Origin of the sequence: Bacillus sp. AFS001701, from assembly GCF_002559405.1 — a bacterium.
Classification (GTDB): Bacteria; Bacillota; Bacilli; order Bacillales; family Bacillaceae_G; genus Gottfriedia.
The window spans coordinates 22,857-39,497 of record NZ_NTZO01000010.1; the positions used below are offsets into that span (position 1 = coordinate 22,857).

The 16,641-nt window shown below is 34.2% G+C and carries 11 protein-coding genes and 1 pseudogene; all 12 read right to left on the reverse strand.

The annotated features are described in order from the left end of the window. Nucleotides 1-8: 8 nt before the first annotated feature. The 12 genes and pseudogenes from rimP to tnpB all read right to left on the reverse strand — a co-directional run bounded on the left by rimP (nt 9) and on the right by tnpB (nt 16,300). The gene (rimP, locus tag CN514_RS01120; RefSeq protein WP_056470832.1) at nt 9-482 is read right to left on the reverse strand and encodes a ribosome maturation factor RimP; all 474 of its coding nucleotides are present in this window, start codon (nt 480-482) and stop codon (nt 9-11) included. Between the two features lie 243 nt (nt 483-725). After that, nucleotides 726-5,036, reverse strand: coding sequence for a PolC-type DNA polymerase III (locus tag CN514_RS01125; protein WP_098231006.1), 4,311 nt, complete (start codon nt 5,034-5,036; stop codon nt 726-728). A 309-nt stretch (nt 5,037-5,345) separates the two neighbouring features. Continuing rightward, nucleotides 5,346-7,043 carry a proline--tRNA ligase gene (locus tag CN514_RS01130; RefSeq protein WP_098231007.1) on the reverse strand — a complete coding sequence of 566 codons (1,698 nt, stop codon included), beginning with the start codon at nt 7,041-7,043 and terminating at the stop codon, nt 5,346-5,348. 265 nt (nt 7,044-7,308) lie between these two features. After that, nucleotides 7,309-8,565 (reverse strand): RIP metalloprotease RseP, encoded by a 1,257-nt coding sequence (rseP, locus tag CN514_RS01135; RefSeq protein ID WP_098231008.1) that lies wholly within the window; start codon nt 8,563-8,565, stop codon nt 7,309-7,311. A gap of 13 nt (nt 8,566-8,578) precedes the next feature. Next, entirely contained in the window at nt 8,579-9,730 is a 1,152-nt protein-coding gene (gene dxr, locus CN514_RS01140) for a 1-deoxy-D-xylulose-5-phosphate reductoisomerase (RefSeq protein WP_098231009.1), read from the reverse strand. Between the two features lie 33 nt (nt 9,731-9,763). Further along, a complete protein-coding gene (locus CN514_RS01145; RefSeq protein WP_098231010.1) occupies nt 9,764-10,552 on the reverse strand; it encodes a phosphatidate cytidylyltransferase in 789 nt (262 codons plus the stop codon). Nucleotides 10,553-10,569: 17 nt separating this feature from the next. After that, on the reverse strand, nt 10,570-11,349 hold the full coding sequence (locus CN514_RS01150) for an undecaprenyl pyrophosphate synthase (RefSeq protein WP_098231011.1): 780 nt from the start codon (nt 11,347-11,349) through the stop codon (nt 10,570-10,572). Nucleotides 11,350-11,537: 188 nt separating this feature from the next. Beyond that, on the reverse strand, nt 11,538-12,095 hold the full coding sequence (frr, locus tag CN514_RS01155) for a ribosome recycling factor (protein WP_098231012.1): 558 nt from the start codon (nt 12,093-12,095) through the stop codon (nt 11,538-11,540). Between the two features lie 2 nt (nt 12,096-12,097). Then, nucleotides 12,098-12,820, reverse strand: a complete 723-nt coding sequence (pyrH, locus tag CN514_RS01160; RefSeq protein ID WP_097975483.1) for a UMP kinase — start codon at nt 12,818-12,820, stop codon at nt 12,098-12,100. Nucleotides 12,821-12,910: 90 nt separating this feature from the next. After that, a complete protein-coding gene (tsf, locus tag CN514_RS01165) occupies nt 12,911-13,795 on the reverse strand; it encodes a translation elongation factor Ts (protein WP_056470857.1) in 885 nt (294 codons plus the stop codon). Between the two features lie 127 nt (nt 13,796-13,922). Beyond that, nucleotides 13,923-14,621: a 30S ribosomal protein S2 gene (gene rpsB, locus CN514_RS01170; RefSeq protein WP_056470859.1), complete on the reverse strand. Its 699-nt coding sequence runs from the start codon at nt 14,619-14,621 to the stop codon at nt 13,923-13,925. Between the two features lie 546 nt (nt 14,622-15,167). After that, nucleotides 15,168-16,300 (reverse strand): annotated as a pseudogene (gene tnpB, locus CN514_RS01175) (IS200/IS605 family element RNA-guided endonuclease TnpB). Nucleotides 16,301-16,641: the final 341 nt, after the last annotated feature.

The following is a 16,641-nucleotide window of genomic DNA, read 5'->3' on the forward strand; positions in this document are numbered from 1 at the left end:
CCCCCTACTTAGAAAAACGTAACAGCAAGTCTTGCACTTGCGATTTTTGGTGTTGGAATTGTAATCATTTTTTTTCTTGTTTTAATTGTTAACTCTAACTGAACTTCCTCTGACGTGTAGGAAATTAATTTCCCTTCAAATTTCTTTTCGTCTAGGATTGGTTCATAAGTTTTAATGAAAACTTGTTTTCCAATTGCTTTAATAAAATCTTGTTCTTTCTTTAAAGGACGCTCAGCACCTGGTGATGAAACATCTAAAAAATATAGGTTTTCAATTGGATCTTTTTCATCTAAGACTTCACTTAGTTTTTCACTTACGGCAGCACATTGCTCCAAATCAATTCCAGACTCACTATCTATAAATACTCGAAGGAACCAGTCTTTTCCTTCTTTTACGTATTCTACATCAACTAACTCTAATCCTAGTTGTTCAATTATTGGTTGTGCTAATTCTGATACAACCTCTGTGACCTTCTTACTCAAGAAGTATCCTCCTTCCAAACATTACAAGATGAAAATTCCCTGCTATTTAGCAGGGAAATTATCTTTAGTATTTCCAATTTACGCAATTATTGTAACTTAAATTTCAAGTTGCACACTACGTAAGAGATGAATTGGGTCATAAGGGTAATAAGAAAGAGCAGGTTGCCCCTGCTCTTCAAGAAAAATCCCGTGCTAAATTACATCTGTATCTACTATACCATAATTCCCAAGTTTTGCAAACTCTTAAAAGCCATCGAAAAGTGATAATTGGTTTTGATCAGGTAAGTTTTGTAAACAGCCTTGTTTATCTAAATACTCTAATACAGTTTTTGAAATTTTACTTCTTTGTTGTAAGTCTTCTTTCGAAAGAAATTCTCCGTCTTCTCTAGACGCAACAATATTTTTAGCCGCATTCGTTCCTAATCCAGGAATCGAATTAAACGGTGGAATTAATTTGTTACCATTTACTAAAAATTCATCTGCACTAGATCGATATAAATCCATTTTTTCAAATGAAAAACCTCTTTCACACATTTCCAATGCTAACTCTAGTACAGTCATTAAACTTCGCTCTTTTACTGATGCATCTAATCCTTTTATCGCAATTTCTTCAATTTTAGCTTTAATCGTACTTGGACCAGCAATCATCGCTTCGATATCGAAATCTTCAGCTCGTACTGTAAAATATGCAGCATAATAAAGAATTGGATGGTGAACTTTGAAATATGCAATTCGTACTGCCATCAAAACATATGCTGCAGCGTGGGCTTTTGGAAACATGTACTTAATTTTTTTACAAGAATCAATGTACCAAGCAGGTACTTTATTATTTCTCATTTCTTCTTCCCATTCTGCTGGTACGCCCTTACCTTTACGAACAGATTCCATTATTTTAAATGCTAATGAAGGTTCTAATCCTTGATAGATTAAATAAACCATGATGTCGTCACGACAACCAATTACTTCAGAAAGTGTACAAGTTCCACTGTTAATTAATTCAGAAGCATTTCCTAGCCATACATCTGTACCATGTGATAAACCAGAAATTTGAACTAGTTCTGAGAAGGTAGATGGCTTCGTATCTTCTAACATTTGACGTACGAATTTTGTTCCGAATTCTGGAATTCCATAAGTACCTGTCTTACAGCCTATTTGTTCCTCTGAAACACCTAAAGGTTCTGGTCCGGCAAATATTTTCATAACTTCAGGATCATCAGTTGGAATCGTTTTTGGATCGATTCCACTTAAGTCTTGAAGCATACGGATAACGGTAGGATCATCGTGTCCAAGAATATCTAGTTTTAATAAATTATCATGGATTGAATGGAAATCAAAATGTGTCGTTTTCCATTCAGACTTTACATCATCAGCTGGGAATTGAATCGGTGAAAAATCATAAATGTCCATATAGTCTGGAACTACGATAATTCCACCTGGATGTTGTCCAGTTGTTCTTTTTACACCTGTACATCCCATAGCTAATCGATCATATTCAGCACCACGTAAATTTAGATTATGATCATTTGCATACCCTCTTACATAACCGTATGCTGTCTTGTCAGCTACAGTACCAATTGTACCTGCACGATAGACATAGTCCTCACCAAAAAGTACTTTTGTATAATTATGGGCAGTTGGTTGATATTCACCGCTGAAATTCAAATCGATGTCAGGAACCTTATCTCCTTTAAATCCAAGGAAGGTTTCGAACGGAATATCATGACCATCTTTTTTATATGCAGTACCACATTCTGGACAATCTTTGTTTGGTAAATCGAATCCAGAACCTACTGATCCATCATTGAAAAACTCAGAGTGTTTACAATTTGGACAGACGTAGTGTGGAGGAAGCGGATTTACTTCCGTAATTTCTGTCATGGTCGCTACTAATGATGAACCTACAGATCCCCTTGAACCTACTAGATACCCATCATCTAATGATTTTTTTACAAGTTTATGCGAAATCAAGTAAATTACGGCAAAACCATGTCCAATAATACTTTTTAACTCTTTTTCAAGACGGGCTTCAACAATTTCTGGTAATTGCTCTCCGTAAATAGATCTTGCCATTTGATAGCTCATATCGCGAACTTCATCTTCAGCACCTTCAATTTTTGGAGTATATAAGTCATCCTTAATTGGTTTAATATCTTCAATTAAACTAGCAATTTTTTGAGTATTTGTAACGACTATTTCTTTTGCTTTTTCTTCTCCTAAAAATGCGAATGCAGATAGCATCTCATTAGTTGTTCTAAAATGAACATCTGGTAATCGATGTCGATTTAATGGATTTGCTCCACCTTGAGAACCAACTAAAATTTTTCGATAAATTTGATCTTCTTTTTGTAGGTGATGAACGTTACCAGTACCAACTACAATTTTTTCTACCTTTTCAGCCATTTTCACAAGCTTTGATATTACTTCTCTTAAATGTTGTTCATTTCGAACAATTTCTAATTCCACTAAATGTAAAAGTGTCTCTGGCGGCATTACTTCGATGTAATCATAAAACTCCATTAGCTTTTCGGCTTCTTCTGGAGATTTTTGAACACTAGCCTCAAAAACTTCACCTTTATCACATGCAGATCCGACTAATATTCCTTCGCGATGTTTCACTAATAATGATCTTGGAACCCTTGCAACTCGATGATGATAATGAATATGTGAATATGAAACAATTTTAAACAAGTTTTTTAATCCAGTTTCATTCGTAGCTAATAGAGTTGCATGTGATGGTCTTGCTCGTTTATAAGCATCGCCTTTCCCCATGTTATTATTTAGCTCATCATGATAATACATACCCTGCTCTGCAGCATCTTTCAGCATTTTTAGGAGTAAGTAGCCTGTGGCCTCAGCATCGTAAATCGCTCTATGATGTTGCGTTAAGTTAATATCGAATTTTTTACAAAGTGTATTTAATCGAAAGTTTTTAAAATCTGGATATAAAGTTCTAGCTAATTCAAGCGTATCAATTACACCGTTATTAGTAATACCAATTTCATATTTTTTAAAGCCCATTTGAATAAAGCCCATATCAAATGAAGCATTATGAGCTACTAATATATCGTCACCCATCCACTCTTTAAACTCACGAAGTACCACATCAACATTTGGGGCATCTCTTACCATTTCGTCAGTAATTCCCGTCAATTCAATCGTAGTTGCAGATAGTGGATGATGTGGATTTGCAAATCGTTCAAATCGGTCAATGATTTCACCTTTATGAATCTTTACAGCAGCTAACTCGATGATCGTATCATAAACAGCAGAAAGACCTGTTGTCTCTACGTCAAATACAATATAGGTTGCTTCCTCTAATGAAATATGAGATGGATTATATGCTGTTGGTACACCATCATTTACTAAATTTATTTCAACGCCATATAGTATTTTTACACCGTGTTTTTTACCTGCTCCAAATGCTTCAGGGAAAGATTGAACAACTGCATGATCCGTTATTGCAATTGCTTCATGTCCAAACTTACCTGCTTGTTTGACTAAATCACCTGCTGAAACGACTGAATCCATTTGACTCATATGTGTATGAGCATGTAACTCAATTCTACGCTCTCCTTCTGGAGCTTCGTCTTTGCGTTCATCTGGCGTAATTTCATTTATATCATTTGCAATCATGACTAAATCACGTACAAATGTATCGTTTTGTACTGATCCTCTAACTTTTACCCACATACCCTTTTTAATTTTATTTAACATCGGGATATCTTCTTTATCTCTAGAGAACATTTTAACTAGTATTGAGCTAGTATAATCAGTAATTTTGAAGGTAATTAAAACACGGCCACTCTTAAGTTCACGAATTTCAGAATCGAATACATAGCCTTGGAGAACTACTCGTTTTTCTTCTTCTATGATTGAAGAGATTGTATTAATTTCAGTTTCCTTAATATAATATCCAACAACAAGAGGACCTTGAGGCTCATCACCATCAGCTTCTTCAGCAGCCTCTTTCTTTTCTAATTCAACAAGTACTTCCATCGCTCGCTTGCGATCTTCTTCGGCTTTTTTCTCAAGAAACTCAGTTTTTTCTTCAACATTGTCTTTAATCGTATTCTCAAAAAACAACTTTGGAAAACCTACTTTTTGATATAAATCTTGCAGCTGAGGAACGTACCGATTTGTAAAAGCATTCTCTTCAATGAGACTATTTAAATCGATCATTACTTTATTATTTTCAACTGAAGGTAAAGCAGATTCAATATGTTGTAAGATAGGGGATTTCGATTCAACAGATTGAATCATAAATGACCAATAATCAATTACTTTTTGTTCATCTATTTTTGGATTTTCTGTATTAATAACGACTGAAACATCTGCTATATGTTTAAAAGTTCTTAATAAACTTGTTACAAATACTTGAAATGTTGCAAAAGGTAAAACATTATCTATTTTAAAAGTAAACTGCCATTTTTTTTCGCTTTTATTTACTTCAAGATTTACGATTTCCCCATTTTTAAAATACAGATCTCGCATATCTTCGGGAAATTGAAGCTGATCTAATAATAGCTGAAACCGCTCCTGACGTGTTTGTCCCATTTTTTCACCAACCTTATTAAAATTGCAGTATATGTGTAAAAAAAATCGAAAGTACCTCTAAAAATAAGAGGTACTTTCAGACTGTTGACAAACGCTCGCTTTCTTCGTTGCTTCGCCCGTCTGCGGTGCTCATTACCGTCTAAGGTAATTCCGCTCCTCACCGGGCTTCGCGCCTCGAAAGACAAGCGCTTGCAATCAGTCTGAAAATCAAGTTTTTAGTAGTTTGTCTACACATCGAAAGTACCTCTAAAATAAGAGGTACTTTTTATTTGTGAGCGATCCCCATAAGGTGTCGCTTCCACTTTTATTTTATTTTAACATATTTATTTCATTCACAAGGTTAGAAATTTCTACTTCTTTACTAACTTGTCCATCTCTTGTTTTTAGTTCTACAATTCCTTCAGCGGCTTTTTTACCAACAACTACACGTACAGGAATTCCGAAAAGATCTGCGTCTGCAAATTTTACGCCTACACGTTCATTTCGGTCATCTAATAATACATCTTGTCCAATCTCTTTTAACGTTTTATAAATATCGTCTGCTAAATTTACTTGCTCTTCATTCTTTGTATTTACAGTAATGACATGTACATCAAATGGAGCTAGATTTTTAGGCCAGACAATACCTTTCTCGTCATTATATTGCTCTACAATTGCAGCTAATGTACGAGATACTCCAATTCCATAGCATCCCATAATGATCGGATTCGATTTTCCATTTTCATCAAGGAATGTTGCATTCATAGACTCAGAATATTTTGTACCTAATTTAAATACATGACCTACTTCAATACCTTTTGCGAATGAAATAGTTCCTTTACCGTCTGGTGATACATCACCTTCTTGAATAAATCTTAAGTCTACGAAATCTTTCACATCATAGTCTCTATTTACAGTTACGTTAATGTAGTGATAGCCTTCTTCATTCGCCCCACAGCATCCATTTACAATACCTTTAATTGCATTATCCGCTAATACTAATAAATCAGATTTTACTCCAATTGGACCTAATGATCCGATTTCACAGTTCATTAGTTCTTTTACTTCTTCTTTAGAAGCAAGCTCAACAGAATGTGCACCTAGATAATTCTTTAATTTAATATCGTTGATTTCGTGGTCACCACGAGCAAGCACTAATACAAAACTTTCATCAGCTTTGAAAATAATTGATTTAATGCTTTTTTCAATCGGTAAGTTTAAGAATTCAATTACTTCATCGATTGTTTTTTGATTTGGCGTTTCTACTTTTTGAACTTCTTCTAATTTCTCATCAGATGCTTCGTAATTCGTCACAACTGGCGCCATTTCAATATTTGCTGCATAGTTAGATTCATTTGAAAATGCGATAGTATCTTCACCAATGTCAGATAACACCATGAATTCATGCGTATCTTTTCCACCCATCGCTCCTGAATCAGCAACAACTGCTCTGAAATTTAATCCACAACGAGTAAATACGTTGCTATAAGCCGTAAATAAACGATCATAAACTTCATCCAAGCTTTCTTGTGATGCATGGAAAGAATATGCATCTTTCATTAAAAATTCACGCCCACGAAGTAGTCCAAAACGTGGACGTTTTTCATCACGGAATTTTGATTGTACTTGGTAAAGTGTAATCGGTAATTTTTTATATGATTTTAATTCATCGCGAATAATAGAAGTAACAACTTCTTCATGTGTTGCTCCTAATGCAAATCCTCTACCGTGACGATCTCTTAAACGCATTAGTTCTGGACCAAAATTATCCCAACGACCTGATTCTTCCCATAATTCTTGCGCTTGCATTGATGGCATTAACATTTCCATCGCACCAGCATTATTCATTTCTTCTCGAACGATATTTGCAACTTTTTGAAGAACTTTATTGCCTAAAGGTAAGAAACTATATATACCAGATGCATTTTGTCTAATAAAACCTGCTCTTAATAATAATTGATGGCTTTTTATATCTGCATCAGATGGTACTTCACGAAGAGTTGGACTATATACGATACTTTGTTTCAAAAGGATTCACCTCATATTTTTCTTTTATTCTTATATTCTTTTTAATCAATTTTAAAAAATAGATTTCATAATTGGCTTAAAAGCTATATTTAACAATACAAACCAACAATTTCAAAAAAAGCACTTTGCAAGATAAGAATCCGCTCTCACTTAAAACGAGCTAATTGACAAACAATATGTCACTAAGCCCGTTTTATAAGCAAGTAAGTCGCGGATTCTTTAAACAAAATTCATGAAATTACACGATTAAATTAAACAGAGCTTCTTATAAGAAAAATCTTTTAATATCGTTCCAAGTTACGATGATCATTAATAACATTAAAAGCGCAAAACCAATAAAGTGAACGACACCTTCTTTTTGGCGATCTATTGGACGACCTCTTAATGCTTCTATTGCAAAAAATGTTAGTCTTCCTCCATCAAGCGCTGGTAATGGTAATAAATTCATAATCCCAAGGTTGATACTTAAAAATGCTGCCCATTTCATTAAGTAGAAAATACCTGATTGTGCAGCTTGATCTGTTACCTGATAAATACCAACTGGACCAGAAAGATTATTGATTGAGAATTGACCAGATACTAAATGACCAACTGCTAATACAATTTCTTTTGTCCATCCAATTGTTTCAGTTATACCATATTTAACCGAAGAAAAAACATTTTTTTCAACAGGTGCATATACACCGATTAAACCATTAACTTTATGATCGATTTCTTCTGATTTTGGAGTGATTGGAATCGAAATAACTTTGCTATCTCTTTTCACTTTAAATAATAATTCTTTACTTGGGCTTTCTCTCACAATTTTAACTACTTCTGCCCATTTTGAAACTTCTTTATTATCAATTGATAAAACAATGTCGCCTTCTTTTAGACCAGCAGTTTGTGCTGGACCTTTTGGAAGTAACTCACCAATTTTAGCATCATTTACTGGAGTCCCTTGAAGTAATCCCAATAAGATAAAAATCACTAAAGCTAAAACAAAATTCATCATTGGACCTGCAAAAATGGCAATCGCTCTTTTTCCTACAGATTTACTATTAAATTGTCGGTTATACGGAGCAATCTGGTGCCCTTGTCCTTCACTATAAATGAACGCTTTTTCATTTACATTGAATTTTGTTACACCTTCAGTTCCTTCTTCAATACCAATGATTTCCAACTTATGTTCTAAATCTATTGAATCAACTTCAACAAAACGAAGATCTTGGAAACGATCAAACTGATCAACTACAATTTTAGTAACTTCCCCGATTGAGTTAAATTGTAAACCGATATGTGATCCGGGCTTTACTTGTACCATTTCCGGATCTTCTCCAGCGTAACGAACATAACCACCAAGCGGCAATAATCTGATTGTGTATGTAGTTTCATTTCGATAAAATGAGAAAACCTTTGGACCAAATCCAATCGCAAATTCTCTACATAATATACCAGCACGTTTTGCAAAATATAGATGTCCTAGTTCATGAAAAAATACAAGTGCGCCAAAAATTACAACAAACGCTATAACTGTATTCATCTAATTACCACCCTTACTTTATTAGTGATGAAACGAATTGTCTTGTTTGTTCATCAATGTTACGAATTTCTTCTAATGAAGGTTTACTTATTACATTGTGTTTTTCAAGAGCGTTTTCTATTAAATTCTCAATTTGTAAGAATGATATTTTATTCTGTAGAAAAGCAGCTACTGCTTCTTCATTTGCTGCATTTAATACAGTTGGTAAACTACCGCCAACTTTTCCCGCTTGATAAGCATAATCCAAACATTTAAACCTGTTAAAATCCATTTCTTGGAAATGAAGTGTCCCAAATTTAACTAAATCTAATGGCTTATGATTATTAACTGGTTTTCTTGATGGATAGTTAAGTGCATAAGCGATTGGTACTCTCATATCAGGTGTTCCTAATTGTGCCATAACACTTCCGTCATCGAATTCAATCATAGAGTGAATAACACTTTCTCTATGAAGTACTACATCAATTTTTTCATATGGCATATTAAATAGCCAATGTGCTTCAATCACTTCTAATCCTTTATTCATCATTGTAGCTGAATCAATTGTAATTTTTGCACCCATTGACCAATTTGGATGGTTTAGAGCATCTTCAATTGTAACATCCTTTAATTGATCTCTTGTTTTATCTCTAAAGCTACCACCTGAAGCTGTGATGATTAATTTATGTATTTCATTAGGGTTTTCACCATTTAAACATTGATAGATTGCTGAATGCTCACTATCTACTGGTAAAATTGAGACACCATATTTTTCTGCTTCAGCCATTACAATATGACCTGCTGTTACTAATGTCTCTTTGTTCGCTAGTGCGATTGTTTTACCATTTTGGATTGCTTTCATTGTTGGAACTAAACCTACACTGCCAACAACAGCGTTAACAAGTATTGTACTGTCTTCATGGACGGCAACTTCGATGAGACCTTCTTCACCATATAAAACTTTTGTTTTCGTAGGGATACCTAAGCTCGTCAGTTTTTCAGCCTCTTCTTTACCAGCAACTGAAACTAGTTTTGGTTTAAATTCTAAAATAATCTTATATAATTCATCAATATTTCTCCCAGCTGAACACGCGACTAATTCAAAATCATTTGATTGATTTCTAATAATATCGAGTGTTTGTATACCGATTGAACCAGTTGCCCCAAGTAAGCTGATTTTCTTCATTTTCATATGTCTCCTTAAATACAAAAACTAATACTATAACATAAATAGTAAATAGACGATTGGCAATGTGAAAATGATACTATCAAATCTGTCTAAAATCCCACCATGACCAGGTAATAAATTTCCTGAGTCTTTAACACCGTAGTACCTTTTATATGCAGATTGTACGAGATCACCTAATTGACCAAAAATCGAAACAAGAACAGCTACTAGTACTAAATATAGTATTGAATGATTTAAAGTTAACATAATCGATAAAATTACTGCAACTACTACAGCACAAATAATTCCACCTATCGAACCTTCAATCGTTTTATTGGGACTAATATCAGGCCAAAGTTTAGTTTTACCTGTGGCTTTCCCAATAAAATATGCACCTGAATCAGTTGCCCAAATCACGAATAATGGGAAGAAGAAGTATGAAATCCCCATATTTCTCATCTCGTACATATAATGAAATCCGAAACCTACATATAAACTACTTAGTACTACAAAAGAAGCATCTTCAAAAGTAAATGTATTCTTTGTAATTACCGTATATGATAAAAGTAATAGGATTAGTACAATTGAAATTTCTGTTTTACCGATTTCTACAGGGAAAATCTTATTTGATAAATCATTTGGTGTAATCGCTACCCATGTTAAGATTAATCCTAGTACTGTTTGTGCACTAAATAAATTAAACTTTTTCATTCTAATCAATTCAAAATAACCGATTGTGCCAAGTGCAAATACAAGTAATCCAAACGGCCATTCACCAAATATTACTAATCCTAAAAATAATGCTCCAGCTATAACTCCTGTTATAATACGCTGTTTCAAGTTCGTTCACCGCTTTCTTAAATACCACCATATCTTCTTGCTCGATTTTGATATTCTTTAACCGCATCAATTAAACACTCTTCGGTAAAATCGGGCCATAAAACATCTGTAAAATATAGTTCAGAATAAGCAATTTGCCAAAGCATAAAATTACTAATCCTTAATTCACCACTTGTTCTAATTAACAAATCTGGATCTTTAAAATCACTAGTCATTAAATAACGATTAAACAAGTCTTCATTAATTTCTTCTTTATTTATTTTATTATCCAATACATCTGAAGAAATCTTTTTAACAGCAGAAATAATTTCGTCCCTAGAACCATAATTTAGGGCAAAATTTAATACCATACCCGTATTATTTTTTGTTTCCTCTACTGCTCTTAATACTGCTTCTGTTGTATAGCTTGGTAATTGCTCTTTATTTCCAGTTAATCTTACCTGCACATTTTCTTCGATTAATTCAGGTAAAAATGTCCCTAGAAATTCTTGTGGTAATTTCATTAAGAATTCTACTTCAGTTTTAGGTCTTTTCCAATTCTCAGTTGAAAAAGCATATAAAGTTAAAGTCTTTACACCTAGTTTACTAGCAGTTCTTGCAATTTTTCGAACTACTTTCATTCCCTCATAGTGTCCCTTAACCCTTGGTAGATTCCTTTTTTGTGCCCATCTACCATTACCATCCATTATTATTGCAACATGCTCAGGAATTACTCCGTCGACCCCATTTAATTGCGAACTTGGAGGTACATTTTTCTCTACTTTATTTCTTTTAAAAAAAGAAATTAATTTAAACATCTTTAATCCTCCGTTTAAGTATATCTAATTAAAGCATTGAGTAAAAAAACCCCCTTAAACAGAGGGTCTTTTTACTCAAAGCGCTTAGTTTATTTAATTATAATGCAATAATGAAATTATGTAATAGCATAATGTGAAAAATTCATTATTTTTCTAAGCGCTAGTAAGATATACCTTGCAATGCAGTATTAAACTTCCATTATCTCTTTTTCTTTTACTTTTGTGATTCCATCGATTTTTTCGATATGTGAATCTGTTTGTTTTTGAATGTCTTCTACAAGACCACGTAATTCATCTTCAGTAATTTCACCATTTTTTTCTGCTTTTTTCAGATCATCATTTGCATCACGGCGGATGTTACGTACTGCAACTTTAGCATCTTCAGCAGATTTTTTAACTACTTTTACTAAATCGCGACGACGCTCTTCTGTTAATGGTGGGAAACTAATTCTGATTACAGTACCATCATTTGAAGGGTTTAAGCCTAAGTCGGCTTTTTGAATCGCTTTATCCATATCATTAATGACTGTTTTATCGTAAGGAGTAATTAATAATAATCTTGCTTCTGGTACTGAAATATTTGCCATTTGGTTGATTGGTGTTGGAGCACCATAATATTCAACTAAAACTTTATCTAAAATAGCTGGGTTTGCACGACCAGCACGTACTGTTGCTAATTCTCTAGAGAAAGCAGAAACAGCTTTTGTCATTTTTTCTTTTGCTAAAGAAATGATTTGATTAGACATCTTTATTTCCCCTTTACTATTGTTCCAATATTTTCGCCAAGTACGGCACGTTTAATATTACCTTCTTCCATAATTGAGAATACAATTAATGGAATATCATTGTCCATACATAAAGAAGATGCAGTTGAATCCATTACACCTAAACCTTCTTTTAATACGTCTAAATATGTAAGAGTTTCGTATTTTACAGCAGTTTTATCGATTGATGGGTCAGCTGTATATACTCCGTCTACATTATTTTTTGCCATTAAAATAACATCTGCTTCAATTTCAGCAGCACGTAATGCAGCAGTAGTATCAGTCGAGAAATAAGGATTTCCTGTACCAGCAGCAAAAATTACAACACGTTTTTTCTCTAAATGACGAATTGCTTTACGACGGATATATGGTTCTGCAACTTGACGCATTTCAATTGATGATTGTACACGAGATTGTACACCAAGTGTTTCAAGACTATCTTGAAGTGCTAATGAGTTCATTACAGTACCTAACATGCCCATGTAGTCAGCTGTAGCTCGGTCCATACCCATTTCGCTACCTGTCTTTCCGCGCCAAATGTTACCAGCACCTACTACTACTGCAACTTCAACATCTAGTTCTGCAATTTCTTTCACTTGTTCAGCAATTGATTTAATCACTGATGGATTAATTCCAAATCCTTGTCCGCCTGCTAGTGCTTCACCACTAAGTTTTAATACTACGCGATTATACTTTGCTTTACTCATAATACCCTCCATTTACGTACATCTATGTATTTACGTTTCTTTAAAAAATAGGGAACACATAGTGTCCCCTATTTTCATTCAAAGTAACAATTAGTTACCTTTTACTTGATTCATTACTTCTTCAGCAAAGTTATCTTCACGTTTTTCTAAGCCTTCTCCAACTTCATAACGAACGAAAGATTTAACAGTTCCGTTAGCAGCTTTTACGAATTGACCTACTTTAACGTCTGGGTTTTTAACGAAAGATTGATCTAATAAGCAGATTTCTTCGAAGTATTTACCAATACGTCCTTCTACCATTTTAGCAACGATGTTTTCAGGTTTACCTTCGTTTAATGCTTGTTGAGTTAAAATTCCACGCTCATGCTCAACTTCTTCTTGAGAAACAGCATCACGAGAGATATATTTAGGGTTGATTGCAGCGATGTGCATAGATACGTCTTTAGCAACATCTTCTTTAGTTGTTCCTTCTACTACTGAAAGAACACCGATACGGCCGCCACTGTGTAAGTAAGCACCAAATGCATCAGCATCTGTTTTAGAAACTAATTCAAAACGACGTAAAGAGATTTTTTCTCCGATTTTAGCAATTGCATGGTTGATGTATGTTTCAACAGTTTCACCAGTTTCCATTGTTTGTGCTAAAGCTTCTTCAACAGTTGCAGGTTTGTTAGCAACGATATGTTTAGCAAGAACAGAACCTAATTCTTTGAAACCTTCGTTTTTAGCAACGAAATCAGTTTCAGAGTTTACTTCGATTAATACTGCATCGTTTCCAGCAACTTCAACGAAAGTTAAACCTTCAGCAGCGATACGGTCACCTTTTTTAGCAGCTTTAGCGATCCCTTTTTCACGAAGGTAGTCGATTGCTTTGTCCATGTTACCTTCAGTTTCAGTTAATGCTTTTTTGCAATCCATCATACCAGCGCCAGTTTTTTCACGTAATTCTTTTACCATTTGTGCAGTAATTGCCATAATATTTCATCTCCTATATGTAAGCTTATTTTATTCAATCGTTTAATAAGGTAAACAATTTCCGATTATTTAAACCTTAAAAAAGGTGATAAAAGGCTAAAACCTCTTATCACCTTTCAATTTCTCATTAAGCAGTTGTTTCTTCGCCTTGTTTCGCTTCAAGAATCGCATCTGCCATTTTTGATGTAAGAAGTTTTACAGCTCTAATAGCATCGTCGTTTGCTGGGATAACGTGATCGATTTCATCTGGATCACAGTTAGTGTCAACAATACCGATGATAGGAATGTTTAACTTACGAGCTTCAGCAACAGCGATACGCTCTTTACGAGGATCAACTACGAATAATGCATCAGGAAGTTGCTTCATGTCTTTGATTCCGCCTAAGAATTTTTCAAGACGTTCTAATTCTTTTTTAAGTTGAATAACTTCTTTCTTAGGTAACACTTCAAAAGTGCCATCTTCTTGCATTCTTTCGATATCTTTTAAACGTTTAACACGTTTTTGGATTGTTTGGAAGTTTGTTAACGTTCCACCTAACCAACGTTGGTTAATGAAGTACATACCAGAACGGATTGCTTCATCTTTAATAGCTTCTTGAGCTTGTTTTTTAGTACCAACGAAAAGGATGTTTCCACCTTCAGCAGCGATACCTTTCATTACGTTGTAGCACTCTTCAACCTTTTTAACTGTTTTTTGTAGGTCGATAATGTAGATACCGTTACGCTCAGTGAAGATGTAACGTTTCATTTTTGGGTTCCAACGGCGTGTTTGGTGACCGAAGTGAACACCAGCTTCTAATAATTGCTTCATAGAAATTACTGACATTTTATTTCCTCCTAATGGTTCTTTTTCCTCCGCTCACGTCTTCTTCTCCTATCACTCCCAAACTGGGTAGCACCAATAAGAAAATCGGCAAGCGTGTGTATTAACACCATGGACTACTATAGCATATACAACATTAATTATCAAGAGAAAACGAGAAATTATTGTCGAAGTTTCAACAATCGTTGTTTTTTACTTTCCTCTATATAAATCCTGCTTCCATTTTCATCCATAGTAAGTCTATTTTTAGATCATCGAACCGCTATTATTCGAATTTGGGCTATTCTTCCATACTAAATGAACATCACATGAATGCAATAAATTAAATAATTTAGAATTGAGAATTCACCTGTTCTAACTGAATCTTTATCAGTATTGGGAATTTTTGTTAATTTATTCAATTTAATCGTATTCTTCTTCATCTTTTATTAAATTGTTTTGAACTACTCACCACTTAACACCCTTACTGTTTATTTGAAGTGGGAGAATCTTTGGAACTGAGCATACTTGCTAAGCTATCCCCGTAAATTCCAACGGTTCTATGATTATTTAGGCTAAAGCCAATGCTCGTAAGCCTTCAGCTAGGATATTTTTACTGGCATTTAGATCTCGATCGTGATGTTGATGGCAAATTGGACAGGTCCATTCCCTGATTGCAAGAGATTTCTTGCAGTCTTGGTGCCCACAATCAGAACCTATTTGGCTGGATGGAAACCATTTACTTATCTTCATGATTGTTTTACCATACCATGTAGCTTTGTATTCTAATTTTGATACAAATGCAGACCATGATACATCAGAAATCGATTTGGCTAATTTGTGATTGCGTAACATTCCTTTTGTATTCAGGTTTTCGATACAGATTTTATCGTGGTTTTTGATTATTTCTGTACTCAACTTGTTAAGGAAATCATCCGTTGATTCATTACTCTTTCGTGTAATCTAGCGACTTTTCGTTTTTGTTTCTGATAGTTTTTTGCATCTAAAAGGTTAATCCCATTCTGTTTAGCATGTAACGCACGTCTTGAAAGTTTTCGCTGTTCACGTTTTAGTTTCTTTTCCATTTTGGCAGTAAACATATTGTTGTCAATCTTGCGACCATCAGAAAAAATGGCAAAATCAGTGATGCCTAGGTCGATACCAATTGATAATTCAGCTTTCTCCATTGGTTGTACTTCTAGTTCTGTAAGAATGGATACAAAGTATTTTCCACTCGGATTTCTTCTAACGGTCGCATTTAAAACATGACCATGTAATTCGCGACTTTTAGCAAAGCGAACAAGACCAAGTTTAGGTAATTTCATTTTGTTTCCGACAACGGCAATATTTCCATTGGTTTCTTTTGTTGTATAGGATTGAACTTGATTCTTTTTAGACTTAAAGCGTGGTGCTTTATTCTGCATTTTGAAGAATCGTGAATACGAATCTGCGAGGTTTTTCAGTGAGGATTGAAGAGCAATACTGTCAACTTCTTTGAGCCATACTAATTCTTTTTTCAACTTTGTTAATTCAGGAGAACAAGAATTGTACGTTAATCCTTTGCCAGTTTCTTTGTATGTTTCGATCCATTGTTCTAAAAAGTGATTGAATACAAAACGACTATATCCAATCGTTTTGGCGATTAGTGTTTCCTGTTCTTTAGTTGGATAGAGATGGAATTTATATGCTTTATTGACTAGCATTGTTTTCACCTCACTTCATTCCTTGAATTTTAATCTATTTCTTAACTACAATGATGGGAGACCACCAGTAGTAAGCAAAAGCTTCTTGACTAAAACTTTTCCCATAGCTTTTTTCTAATTAGTGGAAAGGCACGTTTGATCATGATTATTGCTATCTAATATTTTACTTTAATATCAGCCTTTCTTTTACTTAAGACTGATCATTCATTGAGTTATGAAGCAGACAACAAAAAAGCCTTTAGACATACGCACGCCTAACCGACATTCATCTCTCACCTATTACTGGTGTTATCACACCTTCACGTAATTGAGGAAGAAGTCTTCTGTCGAATAATGATAAA

What these genes read in the sequence shown, in the direction of transcription:
- CN514_RS01125 (WP_098231006.1), bottom strand. Translation starts at nt 5,036, where the DNA reads ATGGGACAAACACGTCAGGAGCGGTTTCAGCTATTATTAGATCAGCTT.
- rpsB (WP_056470859.1), bottom strand. Translation starts at nt 14,621, where the DNA reads ATGTCAGTAATTTCTATGAAGCAATTATTAGAAGCTGGTGTTCACTTC.
- dxr (WP_098231009.1), bottom strand. Translation starts at nt 9,730, where the DNA reads ATGAAGAAAATCAGCTTACTTGGGGCAACTGGTTCAATCGGTATACAA.
- rseP (WP_098231008.1), bottom strand. Translation starts at nt 8,565, where the DNA reads ATGAATACAGTTATAGCGTTTGTTGTAATTTTTGGCGCACTTGTATTT.
- CN514_RS01150 (WP_098231011.1), bottom strand. Translation starts at nt 11,349, where the DNA reads ATGTTTAAATTAATTTCTTTTTTTAAAAGAAATAAAGTAGAGAAAAAT.
- pyrH (WP_097975483.1), bottom strand. Translation starts at nt 12,820, where the DNA reads ATGAGTAAAGCAAAGTATAATCGCGTAGTATTAAAACTTAGTGGTGAA.
- tsf (WP_056470857.1), bottom strand. Translation starts at nt 13,795, where the DNA reads ATGGCAATTACTGCACAAATGGTAAAAGAATTACGTGAAAAAACTGGC.
- frr (WP_098231012.1), bottom strand. Translation starts at nt 12,095, where the DNA reads ATGTCTAATCAAATCATTTCTTTAGCAAAAGAAAAAATGACAAAAGCT.